This window comes from Chitinophagaceae bacterium (genome assembly GCA_016717285.1).
Taxonomy (GTDB): Bacteria; Bacteroidota; Bacteroidia; order Chitinophagales; family UBA10324; genus JACCZZ01.
This window is the reverse complement of the sequence record JADKFU010000005.1, coordinates 232,501-257,298: the sequence shown is the minus strand read 5'-3', so window position 1 is coordinate 257,298 and position 24,798 is coordinate 232,501. Positions and strand designations below refer to the sequence as shown.

Sequence of the window (24,798 nt, the reverse complement as noted above, 5' to 3'; positions counted from 1 at the left end):
AATGAAACACTGTTACTGTTGTTGCTTTAAGGCATCAATCTGATCCTGCAACTGAATGATGTAGAGAGAAAGTTCTTCCACCTTCTGCATCATTTTGGTTTGCATCTCTCCTACTGATAACCCGTGCTCTTTCATTACGTCCGCTGCCGGAATTCCGGGAAGGTGTTTGTTCGTGGTAACAAACTTCTTCAGCTCACTTATGGAAGGCATAGAATAGTTTTCATCAAAAACATAATCAGGCCATGATTCAGATAGCTGCACTTTCAATTCTTCGCACATCACTTTTCCATCCACGCTTAGTAAATAACCGGTTGCAGGAACAGATGCGCCGATCATCACACTTCCGCCGGCGTAACACATTGAAACATCACCGCCATCGTTGTTCAGAAATAATTTTGACACAGCACCATTGTTACGCGCCATGATTTCATTGTTATCAATTGCAATGTTGGTGGAAGTCATGCTGCCACTCACGATAAATCCACCACCGGTAGGTTCTGCATCTTCGCCAAAGTCAACCTGAAGCTGCGCCTGTGGGTTGGTGGTACCTATGCCTACATTGCCGGTACAATACACTTTGCCATAAAGAAAAGCTGCATAGCTACCGCTGTTGTTTTCGTCAACTACTGAAAAAAGTCCGTAGTTACTTCCTGTGCTGCTTGGAATATTTACATACACACCTGTTTTAGCATTGCTGCCTGAAGTTGCAGGAATTGAAATATACTGACCATACAATGTACCTAAACCGCTCATGGTTTTGTAATCGCCATACAAAGTACCAGTCCCGCCAGAAGTGATCGAAGTATAATTTCCATAGTTAGTGGCAGAACCCAGGAGATCCATGGTCGTGCGGTTGCCATAGCCAATACCGGTTCCATAATTCTGAATATCGTTAAAGATACCGTTCACACTTCCCGTTCCATTGGTTGTTTGCCAAACCTGGTTGTAAAATCCATACTTGATTCCGGTGCTTGCAGTAGTCACCCAACTATGGATGCCTTCTGTTTGGCCGGTAGAACTCATGGCCGTTTCCACATTCAGACCTTTAGAAGTGGTAGTGTTGTACAAATCCAGTTTGCCACGTGTGCCGGCAAATGCCGGTGCACCAGTCCAGAGGTTGGTGCTATTGTCCTGCAGTATTCCTGTTATCAATGCACTGCCATTCCATTTCGGAATATAGTTCGTTGTATTGGTGCCAACCTGCGGATCTGTTTCTGCACCACCACCACCGCCTGCCGTAGATTGTGTAGTGCCATCTGCAAATTTGATATTGGTTACATAAGCATCTCTCCATTTAAAAGTGCTGCTGCCAAGATCTATAGTGCCTGACGCATTTGGAACCAATGATTCATTGATTGATGTAGGATTCAGGTTCGACAGATCTTTCTTTAGCTGCAACACCGATTTCCAGATGCTGCCATCAAAATAGTAGAAACCAGGTTGGTTATTGGTTTGATAAATGAGTAAACCTTCCGTCGGACCGGCAATTGCATCCCGCTGTGTTTTGGTCATGCGTGGAAGCAAGACACCTTTTGTAGTGGATTTAATTTCCAGTAATGAAGCACCAGCCGGCGTGGCAGTTCCAATACCCGCCGCACCTGATGAAGGAAAGGTATTCTGTGCGAATAATTGAGTGAGACCTCCTGTAACTATGAAGATAACAAGGAGCAAAGCAGTTTTTTTCATGTCCGTTTTTTTTGTTGATGAATTAATTTTCGCCAAACATATTACTGCACGTAACCGGAATTCAAATCTATTTTGTGAACGGATGGTTTGAGTTGATGAAAGGAAAAAATGACTGAATGCATCTGGATTCAGTCGTTTATATTATATAAAATAATATGCTTAGGCAATCAGAAGTTTGTGTTCCCGACTTTTAACTCGGGAAATAGCTTGACATAAATGTCGAGGAACATTGCTGGTTTTTTTCAGGCAGTTTTTTATCGTCCGTTTAAAGTGCATTGAAAAAATCAGCAGATGAGCAACTCAATTTATTGGCTACGATAAATACTTCGCAACAATCGGCAATCTGCGGCCCGATCCGAATGCTTTAGCAGAAACCCGCAACACGGGAGGCGATTGATGGCGTTTGTGTTCGCTGATGTTCACCATTTTCAGCACACGATCAACCAATGATTTTTCAAAGCCAAGCGCCACCAGCTCTTTAGGACCTTTTCGTTTCTCAATGTATTGAAACAATATTTTATCAAGTATTGCATACTCCGGCAAAGAGTCGGCATCTTTCTGGTCATGTCGTAATTCGGCAGATGGTGGTTTCGAAATGATATGTGCCGGAATTATTTCTTTATCACGGTTAATATATTTCACGATTTCGTACACTTCCGTCTTATACACATCTCCGAGCACTGCCAGTCCGCCGCACATATCACCATACAAAGTACCGTAACCAACCGCCATCTCACTTTTATTAGAAGTATTGAGCACAATGAAATGATGCTTATTTGCGAAAGCCATCAGATACAAAGCACGAATCCTTGCCTGAAGGTTTTCTTCCGTCACATCAAACGGTTTGCCTTCAAAAAACGGATTCAAAACATTCAAGGCTGCATCATAAACATCTTTAACCGGAAGGGTTTCATAAGCAATATCCAGATTGCCTGAAAGTTCAAGAGCATCGCTTACGGAGTGTCCTGTTGAAAATTGTGACGGCATCAGCAACACTTTTACATTTTCTTTCCCAAGCGCTTCCACTGCAAGACAAGCCACCACAGCGGAATCAATACCGCCGCTCAGTCCAAGAATCGCTTTTTTAAAATTCAACTTGTTGAAATATTCGCGAATACCAACTACGAGTGTCTGATAAATCAACGGGATTTTTTCCTTGGGTTGCTCACGGTTTTCCAAATCATGCGCATGCATTACTTCATCAAGATCATATAACTTAACCTGCTCTTGGTAATACATCATCTCATCAAACACTTCTCCGTTTGGTGTAATCACCACAGATCCACCATCGAATATCAATTCCGTTTGCGCACCTACGCAATTGCAATAAAATACAGGAAGCCGGTAGTTCTTTGCAGTTTGTTTCAGCAAATCAATCCGGTCGCGGGAATGTTCATAATCAAATGGCGATGCGGAAATATTAAGCAGGTAATCAGGTTTAAAAGCAGCAATCTTTTCTATGGGTGTTGTTACGTACAATGGATTAATGCCTGCATTCCAAAGGTCTTCGCACACTGTAAATCCAATTCGCTTACCCATAAAATCAAAGGCACCGAATTCATGGTTAGGTTCGAAGTATCTATACTCATCAAACACATCGTAATTGGGTAATAATGATTTGTTGATGACTTGTTTTATGGTCCCGTCATATAAAAAATAAGCAGAATTATAAAGGTCTTTTCCTTCCGGTTTTGGATTCACGGTAGGCGCTCCAATCAATACCGCAATACCAACAGCTTCCTTTGCTATCAACTGAACTGATTCATCGCATTGATCAATAAAATCACGGAACTCCAGGAAGTCGCGGGGAGGATATCCGCAGACACTCAGTTCAGAGAACATAACAAGGTCAGCTCCCATTTCTTTTGCACGGCGTATCGCATCGGTAATCTTCTTTCTGTTTCCTTCAAAATCACCTATCAGGTAATTCTGTTGTGCCATTGCAATCTTCATAGATTCTGTTTCAGATGGCTCAAATGTAAAACTTCCATGCAGGAAATACAGTAGTGACGCAATGCATTGCGTCGCTGCTAAAAATAAATTCCAAGTTGCAAGCGAAAGTGTGCGAGCGTTGAAACCGTTTTATAGTCCTTTGGATTATCGGTGGCATCAATAAAACCATTGTGAAACTGAAGGCCCGCCAACAGCGCTGTCTTACCACTTACCTGATATTCTATACCACCGCCAAGCAGCAGACCCAGATTTCCGGGCGTCACATCTTTTCCAAAGTCCACCTTTGCTTCCTCCATACTTCCGTTCAAGGTTGCAATATTTGCTCTCGAACGTATCGCAATACCACCTTGCAAACCGAACTGTCCAAAGTAAGTAATGTAACCAATCTGATTGGTGCGAAGCTTCATGCTCAATGGAATTTCTATGTATTGAATAGTATAGTCCACACTAGTTCCGGCCGGATAAATCCTGTCAGGAAAACTATTGAACTTTGTTGAATCGGTGTAGGTCAGCTTTCCGCCCTCATAGGAAATAAGCACACCTGTTGCAAATGCATAGTTTGTTGGAATAAGCACATCCATCAGTAAACCATAACTAAATCCGGCATAAGAACCATTTCCTTCCAGGCCTTTATCATTTGCAGAAAGCCAACTGAGCTGTGGTGATAACGTCAATCCGAAACGTAATCCGGAATCCTGCTGTGTTCCCTGTGATGAAGCCTGGAAAAAAGAAAGACAGGAAAATAGGAGGAGAAAGATTTTCTTCATAGTAGATGAAATTTTATTTTTAGATAGTTGATTGAGAAATTAGTTTACAGGACGAAGATAAGTTGAAATGGACAAACGGCTTTCTGACCTGTAGTACAGCTAAAAAGGTGATACAGATATACCAACTGAATAAGGCGTAACTGCAGCGCCCTTATTTTCTTCGAATAAATGATTCAACTGATAATATCCAAACAATCCAAACTTATAATACATTAATCTCAGTGACACGCCATAACGGAAAGGAGAAATATTTTCTATGCCATAAACCTTCAGTTTATCGGCACCAACTATGGATTGATGATAATTTAATTTCCAAAAGTCACCCACCAGCATTCCTGCTCTGAATCCCGGAGCAATCAAAAATCCAAGTTTTTTACTGTTAGGTTTCAGATGTATGTGAACTTCCACGGGTATTTCAAGATAGGATACTGAAAGCTTACTTTTTATAAAGAGTGAATCTGAATAGGGCTCCAGATCCGTATACACCATTTCGGATCCGGCGGTACTATAATCATACTTATAAATTGAATTGCTTTTCACACCTGATACAGAGTAACTGATGCCGGGTGCAATGCCTACTTTAGCTTTCACAATATTGAATTCGTAGAAGAGGTTAATATTCAATCCGCCCGAAATCAGTTTCGATTTAATATTTTCAGGTGCATTTAACCAGCCGCTGTTGATGAAGTCAAAAAAGAAAAATTGCTTTGGGAAATTCAATACGCCGGCCATTTGCGGTGGCATCATGGAAGCGGTAGAATCATCTACCTGAGCTGAAACTGTAGCAGTACAAAAAAGGAATAGAAAGATGATGTGATTTTTCATACGTGGTTCATTTGCGCAAAAGTAATTATTGAAATGCTGGTTAAATTCTGCAACTGATTGATGCGTTCACTTTTATCTTTTCTCTTCCTTCATCCGATCATCCACATTACGCTGTATCTCTTTGATTACTGTTTCGAAATGATTTTCATACAAATCAAGTAAATCTTCCAGCGTTATCTGTCCGTTCTCCGGATAATTTACCGTGTTCAACCATCCATCATGCGAAATGTTCTTCAGCAATAAATAATTACTTGTTCGCAACAATCGAAAAAGTTTTAAAGATGCATCAATGGGCTGATTATAATATGTTAATGATTCCGCCCAAAGGTCTTTATCAAAAGCAATAATATCTTCTGTTGGCTCCGCCACCGCCCTTCTGAAATTTACATACGCCGCTGCTTCCAGGTCTGCAAGATGAATCACCATTTCATTGATGTTCCACACATCACGATGTGCACGATACGACATTACATCTTCAGGAATCGTATGCAGCATCTCGCTCAAACGCTGATAGCCGTTGCCAAAGGAATTGATCTTTGATTTTCTTTTTTCGGGAGTGGAGAAAGCCGACATTTTTTAAGATTGAATCAGCAAACTACAAATTTGAACGCATCTATTTGATGGCAAAATTATCCAGCTAAAAGTTAATCCGGTCTTTTACCTGCCATTTATTATTTTCACTTTTCGTATCCGGAAAATTCCGGCACCCGTATCCTATTTTTGTACAGCCATGGCACAAATCTATCAACTGCTTGCTTCTCCTATTGAATACCTGAAAGGCGTTGGGCCACAACGCGCCGACATTTTAAAAAAAGAACTGAACATCTTCACCTTTGGCGATCTGCTCCATCACTTTCCATTCCGTTATATCGACCGCACTTCCTTCTTTAAAATCAACCAACTCACTCCTCACACACAATACGTTCAGATCATCGGCAAAGTAGTGGAGAAAAACCTGGTAGGTGAGAACAGGGGAAAAAGATTTGTGGCCTACTTCACGGATGGCACCGGTGAAATGGAACTGGTTTGGTTCCAGGGAATCCGGTATGCAGAAAAATTTGTGGAGATCGGAAAAAAATATGTGGTGTTTGGAAAGCCCGGCATTTTCAAAGGCGAATATTCCATCGTTCATCCTGACATTACTTCATTTGAAGAAGCAGTGGAAAAACCCGATGGTCGTTTACAACCGATGTATTCTTCTACTGAAAAATTAAAGGGTAGAGGTTTGCATTCAAAAGGCATCGAGAAATTAGTGACCACGCTTTTAGCATTAATTACGGTACATGATCTGAACGAAAATCTTCCGGATACTTTGCTGAAGCGATTCCATTTTATTCCGCGCTTTGAAGCATTCAATCAAATTCACTTTCCGGAAAATGAAGCGATGCTGGAAAAAACAAGAAACCGTCTGAAGTTCGAAGAATTATTTTTCAGTCAACTGAGAATATTGCAATTGAAGCTGGGGAGGAAAAGGGCATCAGCAGGTTTCATCTTTACGAAACTCGATCCTTCCTTCAATCGTTTTTACCATGAAAAATTACCCTTTCAACTCACGGCCGCGCAAAAAAGAGTGATCAGGGAAATACGAATGGACCTGGTTTCAGGCAAGCAAATGAACAGGTTGTTACAAGGTGATGTAGGCAGTGGAAAAACAATTGTTTCCTTACTCGTGATGCTGATGGCGATTGATAACAGTTTTCAATCAGCCATGATGGTGCCTACTGAATTACTGGCATTGCAACATTACCGCAACCTCACACTTCTGACAGAGGGACTTGGATTGCGTGTTGCATTATTAACAGCATCAGTAAAAGGCAGTGAACGAAAGAAGATGCTGGCGGCCTTACAAGATGGCGAGATTCACCTGTTAATCGGAACACATGCTTTGATTGAAGACAAAGTAGTGTTCAACAACCTCGGACTGATTGTGATTGATGAACAACATCGCTTTGGCGTGGAACAACGTGCCAGTCTCTGGACAAAAAATCATTTGCCACCACATGTACTCGTAATGACGGCCACACCTATTCCAAGAACACTGGCCATGACATTATACGGCGACCTTGATGTTTCAACGATTGATGAATTACCTCCGGGAAGAAAACCCATCACTACTGTTCACCGTTTTGATTCCTCCAGGCTACGTGTATTTGGATTCATGAAAGAACAAATCAAAGCAGGCCGACAGATTTATATCGTGTATCCATTGATTGATGAATCGGAAAAACAGGATTATAAATTTCTGATGGATGGTTATGAAAGTATCGCACGTGCTTTTCCATTGCCCGAATTTGCGATAAGCATTGTTCATGGTAAAATGAAATCAGATGCGCGCGATCTGGAAATGCAAAGGTTCATCCGGAATGAAACACAAATCATGGTGGCCACTACCGTGATTGAAGTTGGAGTAGATGTTCCGAATGCAAGTGTGATGGTGATTGAAAGCGCCGAACGTTTTGGATTATCTCAACTGCATCAGCTTCGTGGCCGTGTGGGTCGTGGTGCTGAAGATTCCTATTGTATTCTGCTCACGGGTGATAAGCTTTCATCAGAAGCACGTGCCCGCATGAATATTCTGACACAAACAAATGACGGTTTCCGTATTGCTGAAGAAGATTTGCGCTTGCGCGGTCCCGGAGATCTCGAAGGCACACAGCAATCAGGTCTTGTTCCGTTTCACATAGCAGATCTTGCGCGTGATCAGAAAATACTCGCTTTGGCAAGGGAAGAAGCGGAAAAATTGTTGGAAGCAGATCCGTTATTGCAAGCAGAACAAAATGCAGTACTTAAAAATTATCTGTCAACACAGAACAAGAAAGAAAAAAGATGGAGCCGGATTTCTTAATAACCAATCTATGTTGTTACAGCAGGCGTTAGTTATTAGACATTCATTCATTGGTCATTGGTCCTTAGTCATTAGTCATTGAATCATTAGTCATTGGGTCATTGGCCCATCATATTTCATACTTCACCTCATTTCTTTTTCATTCCCGGAGGAAACAACTCCTGCTTTTTCCCCTTTGCGCCCGAAGCGCCTGTTGCTTCACCATTCATATATGCAGGACATTCTGCACGGTTGCAGGCTGAAAGCAGTATATAAATAGCGAGTGCAAAAAGGATTTTTTTCATTGTGCAGTAAAATTAATTGATAATGCTCTGAAAAAAATATCTTTCTGATGGTGGCTATTTATTCAAAGGCAAAAACGTTTATCGTGCTTCGGTTAAGAGCTTAATGCATTGCATGAAGACAGGAGAATCATTCTGAAACCTTTTCCTGTCAATGGTTTCAGAACTGAACAGGCAGGGTGAGCTTTTTCATTTTAAGGATTTTTTCTGTTTTGATTGATCGATTCCTGGCTGCCTGATACAGCATATAAAAAATTATAATGCTTCTGAATCTTACTGCCGCAAGCATTTCAGCAAAAAAACGCTGCAAATGATTTGGAATATTCTCAAAAGCACATATTTTTGATGCGCTAAAGAAATCAAAAAATTATTTCACGAAAAAAATTTCCCTCTTATGAACAAAGGTCAACTCATTGCAAAAATGGCTGCTGATTCCAAAGTTTCAAAAGCACAGGCAGGTGCTGCATTGGATTCATTTATTCACACCACGATGAGCACCTTAAAAAAGGGAGATAAAGTGACCTTAGTTGGTTTTGGAACATTCAGTGTGTCAAAGCGCTCGGCAAGGAAAGGCAGAAATCCACAAACAGGAAAATCCATCAATATTCCGGCGCGCAAAGTGGCAAAATTCAAAGCCGGAAAAGAATTCGCCGCCAAAGTAAAATAATAGCATTAAGTCCTTCAATAATTTACGCAACGCATTCCACCCACGGAATGCGCTTTTATAAATGCGACTTATATATGGTCTGAAAAAACACCACCATTATTCACAGATTTTTACTCACCTTTGCGAATCCTGATTTTTAACCAATAAAAACAATAATTCATGGGCAGAGGTGATAAAAGAACCAAACGTGGTAAGATTACCATTGGCTCTTTCGGCAATAGCAGAAAGGCGCGAACAGCTACTAAAGCAATCGTAAAACCGGTAGCAACTCCTCCTCCGGCAGCAACAGCAGCTCCAAAAGAGGAAACCAAAAAAAGAGTGACCAAGAAAAAAGAAAAGTAAGTTACCTGCGATTGCCTATTCATGCTGTCCCGATAAAAAAATCGGGACATTTTTTTATGGAGCAAGTCGCTCTATTTTCCATGCTGCACCTACACGTGTAAATAACAACCTATCATGCAGCCGGCTCATGCGTCCCTGCCAGAATTCAATAGTGTAAGGAATTACACGATAACCACCCCAATGAGAAGGACGTGGAATTTCGCTGCCTGAAAATTTCGTTTTTAAAATTTCTAAGTTTTCATCCAGCACATTTCTACCTGGAATTACTTCACTCTGTGGTGAAACTATTGCACCAAGTCTGCTATCTTCAGGTCTGCTTTTGAAATACGCATCTGAAGCATCGCCTGATAATTTTTCAATTCTTCCTTCAATGCGTACCTGCCGGTGTAGTTCATTCCAGAAAAAGAGCAGCGCTGCATATGGATTCCACAATAGTTCTTTTCCCTTTCTGCTGTTGTAATTCGTATAAAAAATAAAATTCCCTTCATCAAGTCCTTTAAGTAAAACAATACGTGCTGAAGGTTTAAAATCAATACCGCAGGTCGCTAACGTCATCGCATTTACTTCCGGTAAACCGGCCTGTGAAGCTTCCTGAAACCATTGCTCAAATTGTTGCAGCGGATTTTTAATCACTGATGCTTCATCCAATGTGCGTCCTGAATATTCCTGGCGCAATTGTTCAAGTATTTCCTGCTGCATATTTTTTTTTGTAAAAGTATTTAAATGACCCATTGCAGCAGCATTCAATGCATAATACACTTCAACAATTCTGATTGCAATTTAGATTTTAAAGTAAATTTGCCAGTGCGGTAAGTAAAATACTCCTGTTAATTTAAGAGTGCCCATTTTTTTCGGGGTGTAGCGCAGTTGGCTAGCGTGCCACGTTCGGGACGTGGAGGTCGGAGGTTCGAGTCCTCTCACCCCGACATTTTTCATCCTTAACTCGTTGGTACAGCATGCCGGTGAGTGGGAAAATTCAGATGTTCAAATCGTTTCAAGAATATCTGTTTTTTTGCCTCCTTAGCTCAGTTGGTAGAGCAATTGATTCGTAATCAGTAGGTCGAGGGTTCAAGTCCCTTGGGAGGCTCAGGGAAGTATGAAAACTTAATGTGCCGGTGTTTTAATGTGTCGATGTGCCAATGACAAATGACTAATGACTGAATGAATGATGACTTAATGCCCAATGACCCAACTAACGACTCAGGACTAACGACTAATGACTTTTATTATTCATTACTCACCACTAATTCAACTCCTCCTCCTCTTCCCCAATCCCAAAATTCATCATACTTCCCAACAAGTCTTTAAACTGAATGCCTGTTTCGAGCCGATGCTTGCTGAGTTGTGAGAATTCTGCAAGTCCGTGAAGCGCGAATTCCATCATGAATAATTGTTCCTGCTTTGTTGCGCGTGGAAAATAAACCTTCACGAGTTCATTCAATCCTTTTACAAAAAGCAAAGACTTTTCATACGAAGCTTGCGGTTCATTTTGCAGAATGTCCACTTTATTTCCTTCATTAAACCAGTTCACCACTTCTGCATAAGGACTCACCGTTTTTACTTTGGCCTTTTTATTTTTTTCCGGGTTTGGAAAAATATTCGAGAATTGTTTGCGCAATGCTTTTCCGATCAGCATGGTGGCAACAGTCGCAATTCCTTCCACTTCTCCTTCGTAAACCAATTCAACTTTTCCAGTAATAGAGGGAAGAATGCCATAGATATCTGCTAAGCGGGCGTAGCCTTTAGCTTCTTTATTAATGAGCATTCTGCGTTCAACGGTGCTGTAGAGATTTTCCAACGCTGAAATAGTGAGTCGTGCCGATACACCGCTTTTCTTATCTACAAAATCACTTTCACGGGCTTCAAAAGCTGTTTGTTCAATCAGATCGTACAACAAGGAAGGAATCGTAATTGATTCACGCTGTGATGCAGTAATATCTGATTCCTGTTCGGTGATGGCACGGGATGTTTCAATGCTCTTCGGATAATGCGTGAGAATCTGACTGTCGATACGATCCTTCAACGGAGTGACAATAGATCCGCGATTCGTATAATCTTCAGGATTCGCTGTGAACACAAACTGAATATCCAATGGCAACCGCATCTTGAAACCACGGATCTGAATATCTCCTTCCTGCAAAATATTAAACAATGAAACCTGTATGCGTGCCTGCAAATCCGGCAACTCATTAATAACAAAAATGCTGCGGTGTGAACGTGGTATGATTCCATAATGGATCACCCTTTCATCTGCATAATTCAGTTTTAAGGAAGCCGCTTTTATCGGATCCACATCACCAATCAAATCTGCTACAGATACATCAGGAGTTGCAAGCTTCTCCGCATACCGTTCATCACGGTGCAGCCATGCAACAGGCGTCTGCACGCCCCATTCAGCGATCTGGTCTTTCGCAAAACGTGAAATAGGCTGTAAGGGATCATCATTCATTTCCGAATCCTTCACCACCGGAATGTATTCGTCGAGCAGGTTCACCATGAGACGTGCGAGTCGTGTCTTTGCCTGTCCTCGTAAACCCAGCAAGATTATATTGTGACGGGAGAGAATGGCAGTCTGTAACTGTGGAATCACTGATTCATCATATCCCTGAATTCCTTCAAACACATTTCTTTTTTCTTTTAATGCGGCGATCAGGTTATCGCGCATTTCTTCCTTAATGGGTTTGGGTTGATAGCCCGCCGCTTTTAATTGGCCGAGCGTATTGATCTTCTCTCTGTTCATGCTTGGTTTTAAGATAAAAATTAGGGTGGTAGAATAATAAATCAGCGCAAATGCTTTCTGCGGTTGCGTACAAAATCTTCAAATAAATAGGTGCCGACATTATCAGGTGAAGCATAAAATGCTTTACCACTATTGATCTTTGTAAACTCACGCACAAATTGCTGCAGGTAAGAATCTTCAGCAATCATAAATGTAGTGATGGGAATATTCATGCGTTTACATTGAGCGGCTTTGTTCAGGGTTTTGTTTACGATCTTCCGGTCTAAACCAAAACTGTTTTTGTAATACTTGCCATTCTCCTTCAAACAGGATGGTTTTCCATCTGTAATCATGAAGATCTGTTTGTTATTGGCTTTCTTTCTGCGAAGCAATTCCATGGCAAGATCGAGACCGGCGCAGGTGTTCGTGTGAAATGGGCCCACCTGCAAAAATGGAAGGTCTTTGATTTCCACTTTCCACGCATCATCGCCAAATACAATGATGTCGAGCGTATCTTTTGGAAAACGTGTGGTGATCAATTCAGCAAGCGCCATCGCAACTTTCTTGGCCGGTGTTATACGGTCTTCACCATATAAAATCATGCTGTGAGAAATATCAATCATCAGCGCGGTGGAAGTTTGCGTTTTCATCTCCCGTTCCTGGATCTCGAGGTCATCTTCTGTAAGCTTAAATTCATCCATCCCATGATTGATCTGGGCGTTTCTGATAGACGATGTGATATTGATGTGATCAATGGAATCGCCAAAAGAATACGGTCTTGAATCCGTTGTGAGCTCTTCACCTTCACCAGAATACGTAGTCTTATGACTTCCCGGACGTGATTTCTTCAGTTTTCCGAATATCTCTTCCAGCGATCGTTTACGGATTACCTGACCTGCCTTTTCTGTCACAGAAAAATTTCCATTGGCGGGATTCTCTTCTATATAACCTTTGTCTTTCAGTTCCTGTATGAAATCTCCCATGCCATACTCATCGCTGGTCATTTTATATTCCTTGTCCAGTTCATTCATCCATTCAAGGGCTTCATAAGGATCTCCTTTGGTGTATTGCAATAGTTGCAGAAACAGGTCGAGGAGCCGTTTAAACGGATCACCGCCATCAGCAGGAGGAATATAATTGGTGAATCGGAGGTTCAAGATGAAACTTTAACAGTGATGACTTAAATTTTTAGAATTGAAGAATAAATGTAAAACAATCCTGAGGGAAAAAGTTCAATGTTCTATAAAACTGCAGCGCCAACGCATTGTCAGATTCAGTACCTAAAATTAAAAGTAGCAGTCAGCATCCATGATGTACCGGACCAAACAGTTTTTAACTAATCTGTAAAGAATAAATTTCTTGTACTAAAAAAAAGAAGGCAGACAATTCTGTCTGCCTTCTTGCTCCCCTCCAGGACTTGAACCTAGGACCTACTGATTAACAGTCAGCCGCTCTAACCAACTGAGCTAAAGAGGAGTAAATGGGACGGCAAAAATAGAGTTTTCGCTTAAAAAAGAAAACTTTACTTCAAATTGACTGAATAGACTCAAAACATCCTTAAAACATTCTGTCTTATCAGGAATTTCACGGCTTGCAGTTCCCTGCGATTTTTCAATGCTGCTAAAAATCCTTAACTCACTTTAGAATACAATAGCTTTAGCTTCAAGACATCTACTCTTCGTCAAACCGCAATACCATGAAAATCATGCATCTTCTCGCCTTTATCTATAAACTGCTAAAAAAAACAGTTGAAGAATTCATTGAAGACCATGCAATTAAGTACAGTGCTGCCCTGGCCTACTACACTATTTTTTCAATGGCGCCGGCAATTTTGATCATCATGTCGTTGCTTGGCTTTTTCTTCGGGCGGCAAGCCATAGAAGGTGAAGTTTATGGACAAATCAATTCTTTAGTGGGCATGCAGGCAGCGCTTCAAATACAGGATATGATTAAAAACATCAATCTCACGCAGGATACATTGTTCGCAACTGCTGTCGGAGCAGCCTTACTATTGATTGCTGCATCAGGGATTTTTGGAGAAATACAGGACTCTATCAACAGCATTTGGGGTATAAAAGCAAAACCCAAAAGAGGACTTCTGAAATTACTGATCAATCGCCTGCTTTCCTTCTCCATGCTGGTAACCATCGGATTTATTCTAACAGTTACGCTAATGATCAGTGCATTGGTGAATCTGTTGAGCACAGCTATCGGTAATTATTTTCCGGGAATCACTTTGTATTTCCTGTTCGCATTTAACAACCTGCTTACAATGGTGGCAATCACAGCGCTCTTTACCATTATTTTTAAAATACTGCCTGATGCTGTCATTAAATGGCGCTTTGTAATTGTAGGTGCGCTTGTGACAACCGGGCTTTTTATGATAGGAAAATTTGTAATTGGATATTATCTCACGAAAAGCAATATCGCTTCTATTTATGGTGCTGCCGCATCCATCATGATTATTATAGTTTGGGTTTACTACAATGCCATCATTCTCTATTTTGGAGCTGAGTTCACTCAGGTTTATACGCAACTTATCGGAGGAAAAATAACACCAAAAAAATATGCTGTACTAATTGAAAAGAAAGTTATTGAAATGAAATAGACTTTCAATTTATTAAAAAGTCAGAGAAGTGATGGGCATTCAGCAACTTCTCTGACTTTACGGGATGTTCTGAAATTTATTATATCCGGAATTCTTAATTGGGTTGCATGACCTCCGGTGTACGCGCATCCCTTCTCACAAATTTGCCATCTTTATCAAAGAACAAAACGGCATCATCAATGGGTGTATAGTAAGATTTTAAACCTGCTTCATTTTCGGTCAACCAAACCCTTGCACCTGTTTCCTTTGGATAATTTTTTATAATATATTCATTGATTGAAGCAGGCACGTTTGCTTCCGCCAACTCACTCTCCCTGCCGTAAACTTTGCCTGCCTTATCGTAAATCAACATATGATGCAAATTTTGTTGATCCGTGAAAGTAACCTTATAACGGTCTGCATCTGCTTTCCACTCTACGGCGTTCGCGGCAGGATAATCTGTCTTGAACCTGGAAATCACTGTTCCAGGTGTTTGTGCTAAGGCTACGGTTAAGCCGAAAGCCATCACCAGCATAAATAAACATTGCTTTTTCATCTTTGAAAAATTTTGTTCAGAAATAAGTTGTATTAACCAAAGAAATGCCATCCTGCAATTCTTCCGTATTCATACAATATCTTCAGATAGAATGAAAAATGAACAATGCTTTAAGTTAATAGCAGGCTACTGTTGAATTTCTATATCAATGCGGGGAATTAAATCCACATAAAGCAGGACGAATAATTAAATCAAATGGCCTTTGGCCTAAAAAACCGGTTGGCATATTAATCGCTCGCTCCATATAAACCGAAAATCATGAGCATCACGAGCAAATCAATTATTCCGGGTTTACTTATCGCAACAGCACTGAGCTTTACTTCCTGTGCACCACAAAAAGTTGTAGTGCAGCCGGAAGCTCCTGTTGTGATTGAAAAAAGTTCTCCCGGTCCAACCTATGCTTTACGAGGACCTGAATGGAGTTGGGACCGTACTAAAAAGGAGTACGTGTATGTTGCGCCGGATTTTGTTGTGAAACCAGATGGAGTTTGGGTACGCGGACACTGGCGCGAGGTAAAAGGTGGATACCAATGGGTTCCAGGTCATTGGAAGTAGCACCATGTGATGGTCATTAATTTTAAAAACTATAAAATCTAAAACAATGTCAAAGATCATTGAGAAGTCGTTCTATTTATTGTTCTGCAGTTCCGTCCTGCTTTATTCCTGCTCGGATTCAACCCAATCAGAGGATGAAGGAAAGAAAACGGCTGAAGAACAAAATGATGATAAGTTCAACACAAAGGACAGCGAAAAAGACGCACAGTTCGTAGTGGACGTCATATCAGGTAACTACTATGAGATTAATCTTGCATCATATGCAGGAATGCATAGCAGTTCTGCTGACGTAAAATCCATGGCGAAACAAATGGTAGACGACCATACAAGCATGGTGAACCAGTTAAAATCTATTGCAGCATCCAAAACTATCAGTGTTCCGATGGATGATTCAACAGAAGTAAAAAATGCTATTGACGATCTGCATGATGCAAAACCCGAGAACTTTGATAAAGCATGGGCAGATAAGATGCTGGAGAAACATACAGCATCAATCAGTAAACTCGAAGAAGGTTTAAAAGATGTGAGAGATTCTGAAATTAAGGCGTGGATAGAAGGTGCACTGCCGACAGTTCGCAAGCACTACGACATGCTTAATAAATTGAATGAAAAAACGATGTAGGTCTGATCCGGTGGTAAGTCCTACTCATCATTTTGAAATTGAAAACACTATATAAATCATAACTATGAAAAACGTTAAAGAAAGGAATCCAAAAGAGGAACATGCTACCGGAGATGCTGCTCACAAAAAGAACGAACAGGAAAAAAATGAGCATTCTACTTCACAGGAAAATGAATTCGATGTAAGTACGGAAGACAGAAATGAAAATGAAGTACAGGGAGCTACCGGGAACCAACCTTTGAGAAATGCTGAAAACGAAAATGAACGTTTCAACCAACAATTGAAACAGGCGGAAAAAAAATAATAATTAAGATGGTGCGGAGAAGACGATTCATTTAAACAAATAAAAAGAAATATGAAATCATTGGAAAGTTTAGAAAAATGGAGTGACCGACATCATTCTCCGTGGATGGATGCATTGCGGGTAGTATTGGGACTTTGCTTATTGGTAAAAGGATTTATGTTTATAGCAGATACCTCCTCTCTTGTTCGGCTATTAAATGATTTGTTCGGTATTGCAGATGGTATTGTCTGGGCGCATGCAATCGCAATCCTGCACCTGGTAACCGGATTTTTAATCGTTATCGGTCTTGCGACCAGGATCAGTTGCCTGATCGACATTCCATTGTTGCTGGTGGCGATTATTTTTGTCAATTCAAACACGGGATTCATTTCCGCAGGTGAATTATTATTTTCTATCATCGTGTTGCTGTTGCTGATTTTATTTTTTTTAACCGGGTCCGGAAGAGGCTCAGCTTATTATTACCTGGTTAACAGCAAGCGATCAAGATTAACTGATGAATCGGATGAAGAATACAAAGGCGCTTCATCTGCTTCGCCTCTTGACAAAGAAGCAAACATTCTTTAAGAAACAACTCCTTTGTAACGTTGTAAAAACAAAAGGCATCAAACTTCTGATGCCTTTTGTTTTAATGATTTTTATTGGTTGAGCACTATCAATTTGTGATCTCCTTCATCAAACTTTTTACCGGTTACGATTGATTTCAGGAAGTTAATTGCCAGAATGATCTTACTCGAATTACCATCCCAATATTCCACTTTTACCGGCCTCACCTTTACCAGCGCAATGTTGGGATCTTCTGCACCGTCGGGAAACCAAACTTTAAACAAAGGATTCCAAAGCTCCCTGATCTTTTCTTTGTCTTCTGAAATTTCGGCAGTACCGTTTATCACGACGTATGAATTCTTTGCATTACTGGCATAAGTAAGCAGCACTTTCTGATTTCTTGAAATTTCCCTCACCTTCTTCGAATTATCCTGGGTAAAAAACCACAGCGTACCATCCTGTTCAACTTCCGTGGCCGCCATGGGTCGCCCATTCAGCTCCCCTTCCACCGAAGTAGTAATCATCATGCAGGAATGAATGTCCTTCAACAATTCGCGGAACTTTTCAAGATCTTTTGATTCTGAATTTTGCTCTTTTTCCATAGTTCTGTTTTTTTATTTCCCTGGCAACAGATAAAAATGTGCCATGCAGCGCATCAACGGAAATCGCGTTTAGATCGCTTTTGAACATGGGGAAACGGGAAGATTATTTCTCAAATTCCTATACACTGTTCAATCCAAGGGCACAACCGGAAAAGACGCTCACATATAGTTTCTGCGGACATAAAAGACTAAAGTATGTTTGCGGAATTTACAAAGAGAGTGCAGGAAAGAAAAAAATAGGTCAACAACAATAGGCTCCGTTTCTTAATAAATAGTCTTCTACTTAAAAGGCTTTTTTATCACGAATCTTTCTTTCGGGATATTCACCAGCTTTTCTTTCCAGTTTTCTGCAAACAGGTATTGCAACACTTCCTGTTCGGCACCGAAGAAAATCATTTTTGAAATGTATAAGTTGGCACCTTTCAAAAAAGTATCTTCTATATCCTTAGGGTTGTCGGAAGTTGAAAACATAATGATGGGTACATGATCGAATCTCTTATTCTCTCTTATTTCTTGCAAACATTGTTTGCCGTTTTTAAATGGCATATTAATATCCATGAATATAATATCAGGTGGTGGAGGTTGCTCGACTTTTAAAATGTATTGCATTAACTTTTCACCATCTTCAACATTGTCGAGCTGAACTTTAATTCCCGCCGCAATAATAGATTCTTTAAAAAACTCATAGTCATCACTATCATCATCCGCGAAAAGAATATGGATAGAATTCGTTGCACTTGACATTTGGTGGTTTTGAAGGCAATATAACCATAGTTTCTTGCATATTTCACAATAAAACCAAAGTATAAAAATCAGCAGTTTGCCTCTGGAAAATCGTACTGCTATTGATTGAAGCTGCGTCGTTTTGGGGATTGTTTTGCTTTTTTTTGTACATGATTATTCTCCGCTTCATCCATTGAATGCGTTTGATGCAGGTTAATTTCATTTTCAGCCAACCGCGATAATTTCACGTAATATTTTTTCAATACCTGCAATTCTTCTTCTGTCAGGTCTTCCACATCAATCAGTCGATTGCTTGCATGCCCGTTCGCAGCAATCACTTCGTTTAATTTAAGTTGCAGGGCCATTGTGTCTTTATTCTGAGATTGCTGAATGATAAAAACCATTAAAAAAGTGATGATCGTAGTACTGGTGTTGATCACCAACTGCCACGTGTCGGAATAATCGAAAAAAGGACCTGTTATTCCCCATACTATAGCCAGCCCGGCGGCTGTAAGAAATGCACCGGGTCGTCCTGTTATTTTAGTTATCGTGGTTGCAAGATGGTCAAAGAATCTCGAGGTCTTTTTTACTTTCTTTTTCATCGAAGAAATATTTAATGCCTGTTAAACGAAAAAATATCCGCGTTTTTATTGGGTTTCTTCAGGAAGATATCAGCAATAATTTCCGCACCAATTTGGGAGAAAACAATACCGTTTCCACCAAACCCAAGGCAGAAATAAGCATTCGGCATCTTGTGACAGGCCCCCACATAAGGTAAGCCATCCCTCGTAACACCAAACGTTCCTGTCCAGTTAAATTCAGGTTCAAAGGTCAGGTGAGGAAATTGTATACTTATCGACAACAATGCAATCGATTCCTTTTTGCACCAGCTCATATGCAACCAGTGCTCCGGATATGCCACCTCCGAGAATTGCGATATCGGCACAAATGGATTTTTTTAGTTGACGATAATTGAAAGGCAAGCCACTTTTTATCAACCAGAATGGATAGCCGGATTTTAGATTCATCAATAGGTTTTTATCACTGCTTTTCAATAAATCAAGAACGGGATTTGAAAATAACTGCGTCCTTTAATTCACCACCGGTTTTTGCCAATTACTTTTTCAAAACCCGTTCCCGAGAAAAAAGATCCGGCCATGCTGCAATCCTTTATTCTTCCGCAGCTTCCACATTTATGCCTTCTTCTGCAATTTCAGTCAATAATTTATCCGCTTCCTTTTCTTCATTCAGTGTTTCTTCCAGTACAGAAGCTTCTTCGTTAAGTCCGAGCGTTTTTGCTAACTGCGCCAAACCACCATACGTGGCAATTTCATAGTGTTCTACTTTTTGCGCTGCCATGATGAGTCCTACGTCCCTCGTCATTGTTCCGGCATCAGTGTCTTCAATGATGCTTTCTCCCTCTTTTGTTAGTCCTTCCATAGCATCACATTTTTTCGCCTGTGCCTTTTCCCCAATCATTTCAAATACCTGCTCCAAACGAGTGACATGACCACGGGTAACTTCCAGATGGTCTTCAAATGCCTGCTTCAATTCATCAGTCGTTGCTGCCTTTTGCATTTTAGGAAGTGTTTTAACGAGGTGTTTTTCAGCCCAATAAATGTCTTTCAATTCATCCGTAAAAAAATCTTTCAATTCGGTGTGCTGATCCATTGTGGCATCCTGATCTTCTGCTTTCTTCTTTAGCGCAGAAGGCGCACTTTTTTTTATCTCTTTCTTTTCCATGGTATATTTTTTTTGGTTAAAAGATTTGCTGCCTGTTTTAAAAATTATGCCAACTGATGTTAAGCGGTACAGCCGTTTCAATTTGTTGATATTGTAAAAAGTGCTACACATATGAGTAATGAATTCTACGTTTCTGTGCTCGTACTTGATAAAATTTAATATCTGAAACGACTTAAACAATCAGCATTGGATTTGCAGATTAACCATTTCACACAATTATAGTATGGAAGCAGCCAGCAATCTCGAATCACCAGTTAACACAGAAAATAAGGTGAAAAAAAACCGTTTATCCCAATTCTTTCATCATATACCTTCCACATGGGATCTTCTTAAAAAAACTTTTAAAGCATGGAATGAAAGAGATCCATTCCGTGAAAGCGCGATCATTGCCTATTATGCGATCTTCTCGCTTCCAGCGTTGCTGGTGATTGTAGTTGCTGTTGCCGGATTTATTTTCGGAAAAGAAGCGGTAACCGGACAATTGTCGAGGCAGATTAGAGATATGATGGGAGCTGACACCGCAAAACAGATAGAGGAAATGATTGCGAACGCGTCCATTGGCAACAAATCAATATGGGCAACCATAATAGCTGTGATCACACTGCTCGCGGGTGCAACAGGTGTATTTGTTCAGTTGCAAAAAACACTCAACATGATCTGGGAAGTGAAACCAGCGCCGAAGAAAAAGGCTTTTCTTCAATTTGTAAGAACGCGTCTGCTCTCCTTCGGAATGATATTGTCGATTGGCTTTCTACTGATTATTTCACTCGTAATAACAGCAATAATTTCTGCTCTTGGCCAATGGTTGCAACAACAATTGCCGGACTTAACCATTGTGATACTGCAGGCATTAAATTTTTTGATTTCATTTGCCATCATCAGTTTATTATTTGCGTTGATTTATAAATACATACCCGACGCTAAGATTCAATGGAATGAAGTTGTTTGGGGCGCCATATTAACCGCTGCACTTTTTTCCATTGGTAAATTAGCGCTTGGTCTATATTTCGCGAAGGCCAATCCAACAAGCACGTATGGCGCGGCAGGTTCAGTGATACTGATCATGTTATGGATTTCCTACTCCTGCATGATTTTTTTCTTTGGTGCAGAATTTACCAGGCAATCCAAACTGATGGATGGAAAAAAAATTATTCCGGCGGAGGGAGCCATGAAAGATCCTGAAGGAAAAATCAAACTTAAAAGCTGATACCACTGCGTGTTAGGGAGCTTGCATCCCTCTGTTTGAGCCGTGGCATTATTTTTATTTATCAATTCCAAAACTTACTACTATGCTAAAATGGGCCGCTATTTTTCTTGTTATTGCAATTGTTGCCGGCATCTTCGGATTCACAGGTATTGAAGCAGGTGCTGCTTCCATTGCAAAAATTCTGTTCTTTATCTTTATCGTTTTGTTTCTGGGAACATTGCTTTTCGGGAGCATGCTTTTTAAAAAGAGATAACGAACAAAATCAAAAAAATCCACTGCCGGCCTGGTTCAGCAGTGGATTTTTAATTTAAAAGAAGCTTGGAAATTATCTTGTTTATCAAAATAAAAATAATTTTCGAGCATGCTTATTCCCATTGTGTAGATATCAATGCTCATTCCACTATTATTTATTGCATAAACGAAACAACAGGCAATTGAGGAATGATTTTTTCTGAATGTCCAATCAATATTTGTTCACAAAATAAATAGCTATGAAACGGATAACAATAAGTGTACTGGTAATACTCATGAGTTTTACCTTTTTCAAAAGTAATGCACAGGTTCCGGGTAAATTTTACCTGGGCGCCAGGTTCATGCCTACGATTTCAGATTTTAAGGTTTCGCAATCAAATGGTGATCTTTATAAAACACAGGCGGTTATCGGATATGGATTCGGAGGGCTGCTCGGGATTAATCTGACAGATCACGTAGGATTGCAAGGAGAATTGCTTTATTCGCCGCTCGCCCAGGATTACGTCGACAACATGAATGTGAACAGGAGAATTACGCTTAATTACGTGAATATTCCTTTGCTGCTTGTACTCAATACCAATAGCAGTAGTCCAGTCAATCTTAACTTTGCTGTAGGACCTCAGTTTGGCATACTGGCAGGATCATCATTCGACGCAACAGGGTCAGCGGAAGGCGATACTATAACAGCTGTTTTTGCTGCAAAGCCCGCTGACATTGGAATTGCTTACGGTGCGGGACTTGATTTTAGCATTGTCCCCAATTTTTCAATTGACATAGGTTATCGGGGCGTAATTGGTCTGGTGGATGTCAGCGATCAAAGCAAGTCCATTACCACGGATCAGTATTATTTACTTGACAGGTCTCATTTGATGACCTATGCAGTTTATGCAGGGGTTAAATTCAAATTCTAGTTTCATTTCACTGTGGGAAAGGAACAGGATTAAGGTTTGACATGTTCCTTCCCGCAGTTATATTTTCCCTCTTAAACTATGAAATACTCAAATTACAAAGCATTAAATATATTTATATATGTTTCAGCCGCTTTAGCTTTAATTGCAACCTTCATTAGCATTGGTTCAGGAGTTTATCTGCGGAAAACGATAGACAAAGCAATCGTAGAAAATGATTCTCTTCCCTATAAAATTGAGTATGGTGCCTTATATGTAAATCTGCTGACAGCTTCCGTTTGCGCTACAGATATATTAATTGATTCAAAAAGTGATTCAGGAACAAACAACATAAACATTCGTGCCGCTTCTATCACACTTTCCGGAATCAATTTTTTCAAATACCTCAGCAATAAATCTTTATCCGCAAGCCACGTAACCATTGAGCATCCGTACGTCCACCTTTCCAATTTTGATACAACACAGGTTAAGAAGGATAGTACCAAGGAGATTAATTTGTACACAACCCTACATCAAAATGGTCTGACAGATTTTAAGCTTGGCACTTTCAGGATTGAACACGGGGAAATAAAAGTATCATCAAAGGATACCACCGATCTGCTGCTAACGATTCGTGATGTGAATTATGAGCTCCATGACATCCTTATCGACTCCACACTTATCAGATCAGAAAAAAGGTTTAATGCAGGTGAAATGAACGCTTCCATTAACGGCATCCAGGGTCATTTTCTCAAAGGACTCTATGCTTTCCAGGTCCCGGCACTTCGCTTATCCGGTAAAAACAACATACTTACTGTCGATTCCATTTTACTTCATCCATCGGTTAAGAAAGAAAAATTTGCCACACAACTTGGACATCAGTCAGATTGCGTACAACTAAAGTTGATTGATTTAAAAATTCATTCCGCCGCCTTTACCGATATCATATTACTTGGATCGGTTTTGCTTGATCAGATTGAAATAGGTTCTTTTATTCTTCATGACTATCGGGATAAAAATATCGCGCGTGCTCCCGGCGTTAAACCTTTGCCACGCGAAATGTTACTTGACTTGTCTTTTCCGCTGACCATAAGAGAAATTATCCTCGCTGACGGAGATATCACTTACGAAGAGCTGGCAGAAGGAGCAACTGAAAGTGGTTCATTAAACATCTCCAAAATAAAAGGATCCGCAACAGGAATTTCGAATGTTGAAATGGAAAAAAGTGACACGATGCAGGTGGAGGGTACAGGATTGTTGATGAATCAGGCGACCGTAGGAACACATGTCTCCTTTCTTCTTGCAGAAAATAAATTTTTCACTTCCATGAATATGGAAAGCTATGACATGAAGATTCTCAATCCCATGATCAAGAATTTTGCTCCCATGGAAATTAGCAAAGGCAATGCGAAACGTATGCAGATGTGGTGCGCTGCTGACAATGTAAAAGGAACCGGACAAATGACATTTGTTTATTCAGATCTCGAAGTGAAATCATTGGAAGATAAAAACAGCAGTGAAGTTGTTAACGGGTTGAAAAATTTTATTGCAAACGAAATCATTTTGGTTCAGGAGAATCCTAAGAATGATGTGCTGCGTGTTGGAAAAATTGACTACACACGTGATCCTGAACGAAACATTATCAATTATTCCTGGAATCTCACCTTCAGCGGGTTTAAATCTTCTATTGGTCTTGAGGAAGAAAAGTTAAACAAACCCGCTAACGCGGATTTGCCACATGCAAAATCCCGCTTAGCTAAGAAATAAAAATCCTACGCTTTGTCAATCGCTTTAAAATAATAATTGTTTGTAAACCTTCGTAGTTCCGGGGAGGTTAAAAGCACTGCATTTTTGAATTAAAGCATTCAGGTCCAGCTTTCAGATCACAGAGTGCAGCAGCATTAAATTTGTCTTCTTATCAAAACATCTGAGATCACTGTCAGCTTACTTTTGTTTCAGTAAAGAAGTTTCTGCTTTCTTTTTCGGAAGCTTAAACTTAAATATCTGTTTACCCGGCGAAGGAATATTATCACCTAATAAGATTCCCCAGGCTTTAAGCGAATCAACACGGTCAAATATAACTTTCAGTATTGCTGTCAATGGAATAGACAAGAACATTCCGGGCACGCCCC

General features: G+C 40.3%; 28 protein-coding genes, 2 tRNA genes and 1 pseudogene (1 of these 31 only partly in view). 14 read left to right on the top strand and 17 right to left on the bottom strand.

Translation table 11 applies throughout. From position 1 onward, the window contains the following. Positions 1-12: 12 nt before the first annotated feature. The 5 genes from IPO83_11085 to IPO83_11065 all read right to left on the bottom strand — a co-directional run bounded on the left by IPO83_11085 (position 13) and on the right by IPO83_11065 (position 5,804). The gene (locus tag IPO83_11085) at positions 13-1,686 is read right to left on the bottom strand and encodes a hypothetical protein (GenBank protein MBK9731809.1); all 1,674 of its coding nucleotides are present in this window, start codon (positions 1,684-1,686) and stop codon (positions 13-15) included. A 312-nt stretch (positions 1,687-1,998) separates the two neighbouring features. After that, a complete protein-coding gene (locus IPO83_11080) occupies positions 1,999-3,639 on the bottom strand; it encodes an NAD+ synthase (GenBank protein MBK9731808.1) in 1,641 nt (546 codons plus the stop codon). A 77-nt stretch (positions 3,640-3,716) separates the two neighbouring features. Then, the gene (locus tag IPO83_11075) at positions 3,717-4,406 is read right to left on the bottom strand and encodes an outer membrane beta-barrel protein (protein MBK9731807.1); all 690 of its coding nucleotides are present in this window, start codon (positions 4,404-4,406) and stop codon (positions 3,717-3,719) included. 99 nt (positions 4,407-4,505) lie between these two features. Continuing rightward, positions 4,506-5,231 carry a PorT family protein gene (locus tag IPO83_11070; GenBank protein ID MBK9731806.1) on the bottom strand — a complete coding sequence of 242 codons (726 nt, stop codon included), beginning with the start codon at positions 5,229-5,231 and terminating at the stop codon, positions 4,506-4,508. Positions 5,232-5,303: 72 nt separating this feature from the next. After that, positions 5,304-5,804, bottom strand: a complete 501-nt coding sequence (locus IPO83_11065) for a DinB family protein (GenBank protein MBK9731805.1) — start codon at positions 5,802-5,804, stop codon at positions 5,304-5,306. Between the two features lie 157 nt (positions 5,805-5,961). On the opposite strand from IPO83_11065, the gene recG reads away from it, so the two are divergent. After that, the gene (gene recG, locus IPO83_11060) at positions 5,962-8,076 is read left to right on the top strand and encodes an ATP-dependent DNA helicase RecG (protein ID MBK9731804.1); all 2,115 of its coding nucleotides are present in this window, start codon (positions 5,962-5,964) and stop codon (positions 8,074-8,076) included. A 128-nt stretch (positions 8,077-8,204) separates the two neighbouring features. Here the strand turns inward: recG and IPO83_11055 are convergent, their stop codons facing one another. Beyond that, on the bottom strand, positions 8,205-8,360 hold the full coding sequence (locus IPO83_11055) for a hypothetical protein (GenBank protein ID MBK9731803.1): 156 nt from the start codon (positions 8,358-8,360) through the stop codon (positions 8,205-8,207). 391 nt (positions 8,361-8,751) lie between these two features. Between IPO83_11055 and IPO83_11050 the strand changes: the two genes are divergently transcribed. Beyond that, on the top strand, positions 8,752-9,024 hold the full coding sequence (locus IPO83_11050) for an HU family DNA-binding protein (protein MBK9731802.1): 273 nt from the start codon (positions 8,752-8,754) through the stop codon (positions 9,022-9,024). Between the two features lie 159 nt (positions 9,025-9,183). Then, positions 9,184-9,366 (top strand): 30S ribosomal protein THX, encoded by a 183-nt coding sequence (locus IPO83_11045; protein ID MBK9731801.1) that lies wholly within the window; start codon positions 9,184-9,186, stop codon positions 9,364-9,366. 54 nt (positions 9,367-9,420) lie between these two features. Here IPO83_11045 and pdxH read toward each other — a convergent pair whose 3' ends face one another. Continuing rightward, positions 9,421-10,065, bottom strand: coding sequence for a pyridoxamine 5'-phosphate oxidase (pdxH, locus tag IPO83_11040; protein MBK9731800.1), 645 nt, complete (start codon positions 10,063-10,065; stop codon positions 9,421-9,423). Positions 10,066-10,218: 153 nt separating this feature from the next. Here pdxH and IPO83_11035 point away from each other — a divergent pair. Together IPO83_11035 and IPO83_11030 are read left to right on the top strand one after the other, a co-directional pair. Beyond that, positions 10,219-10,292, top strand: a tRNA-Pro gene (locus IPO83_11035). A gap of 88 nt (positions 10,293-10,380) precedes the next feature. Next, positions 10,381-10,453: transfer RNA gene (locus IPO83_11030), tRNA-Thr, on the top strand. 156 nt (positions 10,454-10,609) lie between these two features. Here IPO83_11030 and IPO83_11025 read toward each other — a convergent pair. Next, entirely contained in the window at positions 10,610-12,106 is a 1,497-nt protein-coding gene (locus tag IPO83_11025) for a magnesium chelatase (protein ID MBK9731799.1), read from the bottom strand. 41 nt (positions 12,107-12,147) lie between these two features. After that, a complete protein-coding gene (locus IPO83_11020; protein ID MBK9731798.1) occupies positions 12,148-13,245 on the bottom strand; it encodes a hypothetical protein in 1,098 nt (365 codons plus the stop codon). Between the two features lie 536 nt (positions 13,246-13,781). On the opposite strand from IPO83_11020, the gene IPO83_11015 reads away from it, so the two are divergent. After that, positions 13,782-14,693: a YihY/virulence factor BrkB family protein gene (locus IPO83_11015; protein MBK9731797.1), complete on the top strand. Its 912-nt coding sequence runs from the start codon at positions 13,782-13,784 to the stop codon at positions 14,691-14,693. Positions 14,694-14,787: 94 nt separating this feature from the next. Here IPO83_11015 and IPO83_11010 read toward each other — a convergent pair whose 3' ends face one another. Then, entirely contained in the window at positions 14,788-15,228 is a 441-nt protein-coding gene (locus IPO83_11010; protein ID MBK9731796.1) for a hypothetical protein, read from the bottom strand. 258 nt (positions 15,229-15,486) lie between these two features. Between IPO83_11010 and IPO83_11005 the strand changes: the two genes are divergently transcribed. From IPO83_11005 to IPO83_10990, 4 genes are all read left to right on the top strand, one after another. Further along, positions 15,487-15,783, top strand: a complete 297-nt coding sequence (locus tag IPO83_11005; protein ID MBK9731795.1) for a YXWGXW repeat-containing protein — start codon at positions 15,487-15,489, stop codon at positions 15,781-15,783. A 46-nt stretch (positions 15,784-15,829) separates the two neighbouring features. Beyond that, positions 15,830-16,405 (top strand): DUF4142 domain-containing protein, encoded by a 576-nt coding sequence (locus tag IPO83_11000; protein MBK9731794.1) that lies wholly within the window; start codon positions 15,830-15,832, stop codon positions 16,403-16,405. A gap of 64 nt (positions 16,406-16,469) precedes the next feature. After that, entirely contained in the window at positions 16,470-16,709 is a 240-nt protein-coding gene (locus IPO83_10995) for a hypothetical protein (GenBank protein ID MBK9731793.1), read from the top strand. Positions 16,710-16,760: 51 nt separating this feature from the next. After that, positions 16,761-17,273 (top strand): DoxX family protein, encoded by a 513-nt coding sequence (locus IPO83_10990; protein ID MBK9731792.1) that lies wholly within the window; start codon positions 16,761-16,763, stop codon positions 17,271-17,273. Between the two features lie 71 nt (positions 17,274-17,344). On the opposite strand, the gene IPO83_10985 is transcribed toward IPO83_10990, so the two are convergent. From IPO83_10985 to IPO83_10960, 6 genes are all read right to left on the bottom strand, one after another. Next, positions 17,345-17,854, bottom strand: coding sequence for a pyridoxamine 5'-phosphate oxidase family protein (locus IPO83_10985; protein MBK9731791.1), 510 nt, complete (start codon positions 17,852-17,854; stop codon positions 17,345-17,347). A gap of 279 nt (positions 17,855-18,133) precedes the next feature. Beyond that, complete coding sequence (locus IPO83_10980; GenBank protein MBK9731790.1) at positions 18,134-18,598, bottom strand: response regulator; 465 nt, start codon at positions 18,596-18,598, stop codon at positions 18,134-18,136. A 98-nt stretch (positions 18,599-18,696) separates the two neighbouring features. Then, positions 18,697-19,179 (bottom strand): low affinity iron permease family protein, encoded by a 483-nt coding sequence (locus IPO83_10975; GenBank protein MBK9731789.1) that lies wholly within the window; start codon positions 19,177-19,179, stop codon positions 18,697-18,699. 11 nt (positions 19,180-19,190) lie between these two features. Next, positions 19,191-19,439 carry an FAD-binding oxidoreductase gene (locus IPO83_10970; protein ID MBK9731788.1) on the bottom strand — a complete coding sequence of 83 codons (249 nt, stop codon included), beginning with the start codon at positions 19,437-19,439 and terminating at the stop codon, positions 19,191-19,193. After that, positions 19,402-19,605 carry an FAD-binding oxidoreductase gene (locus IPO83_10965; GenBank protein MBK9731787.1) on the bottom strand — a complete coding sequence of 68 codons (204 nt, stop codon included), beginning with the start codon at positions 19,603-19,605 and terminating at the stop codon, positions 19,402-19,404. Before IPO83_10965 ends, IPO83_10970 begins: the two co-directional genes overlap by 38 nt. 142 nt (positions 19,606-19,747) lie before the next feature. After that, positions 19,748-20,320 (bottom strand): ferritin-like domain-containing protein, encoded by a 573-nt coding sequence (locus IPO83_10960; protein MBK9731786.1) that lies wholly within the window; start codon positions 20,318-20,320, stop codon positions 19,748-19,750. A gap of 223 nt (positions 20,321-20,543) precedes the next feature. On the opposite strand from IPO83_10960, the gene IPO83_10955 reads away from it, so the two are divergent. From IPO83_10955 to IPO83_10940, 4 genes are all read left to right on the top strand, one after another. Further along, complete coding sequence (locus tag IPO83_10955; protein MBK9731785.1) at positions 20,544-21,527, top strand: YihY/virulence factor BrkB family protein; 984 nt, start codon at positions 20,544-20,546, stop codon at positions 21,525-21,527. A gap of 82 nt (positions 21,528-21,609) precedes the next feature. Further along, positions 21,610-21,780, top strand: coding sequence for a DUF1328 domain-containing protein (locus IPO83_10950; GenBank protein ID MBK9731784.1), 171 nt, complete (start codon positions 21,610-21,612; stop codon positions 21,778-21,780). A 238-nt stretch (positions 21,781-22,018) separates the two neighbouring features. Further along, positions 22,019-22,690 carry a PorT family protein gene (locus IPO83_10945; GenBank protein ID MBK9731783.1) on the top strand — a complete coding sequence of 224 codons (672 nt, stop codon included), beginning with the start codon at positions 22,019-22,021 and terminating at the stop codon, positions 22,688-22,690. A 78-nt stretch (positions 22,691-22,768) separates the two neighbouring features. Then, complete coding sequence (locus IPO83_10940; protein MBK9731782.1) at positions 22,769-24,433, top strand: DUF748 domain-containing protein; 1,665 nt, start codon at positions 22,769-22,771, stop codon at positions 24,431-24,433. 177 nt (positions 24,434-24,610) lie between these two features. On the opposite strand, the pseudogene IPO83_10935 reads toward IPO83_10940, so the two are convergent. Further along, positions 24,611-24,798, bottom strand: a pseudogene (locus tag IPO83_10935) (AI-2E family transporter) (it continues 938 nt past the right edge of the window).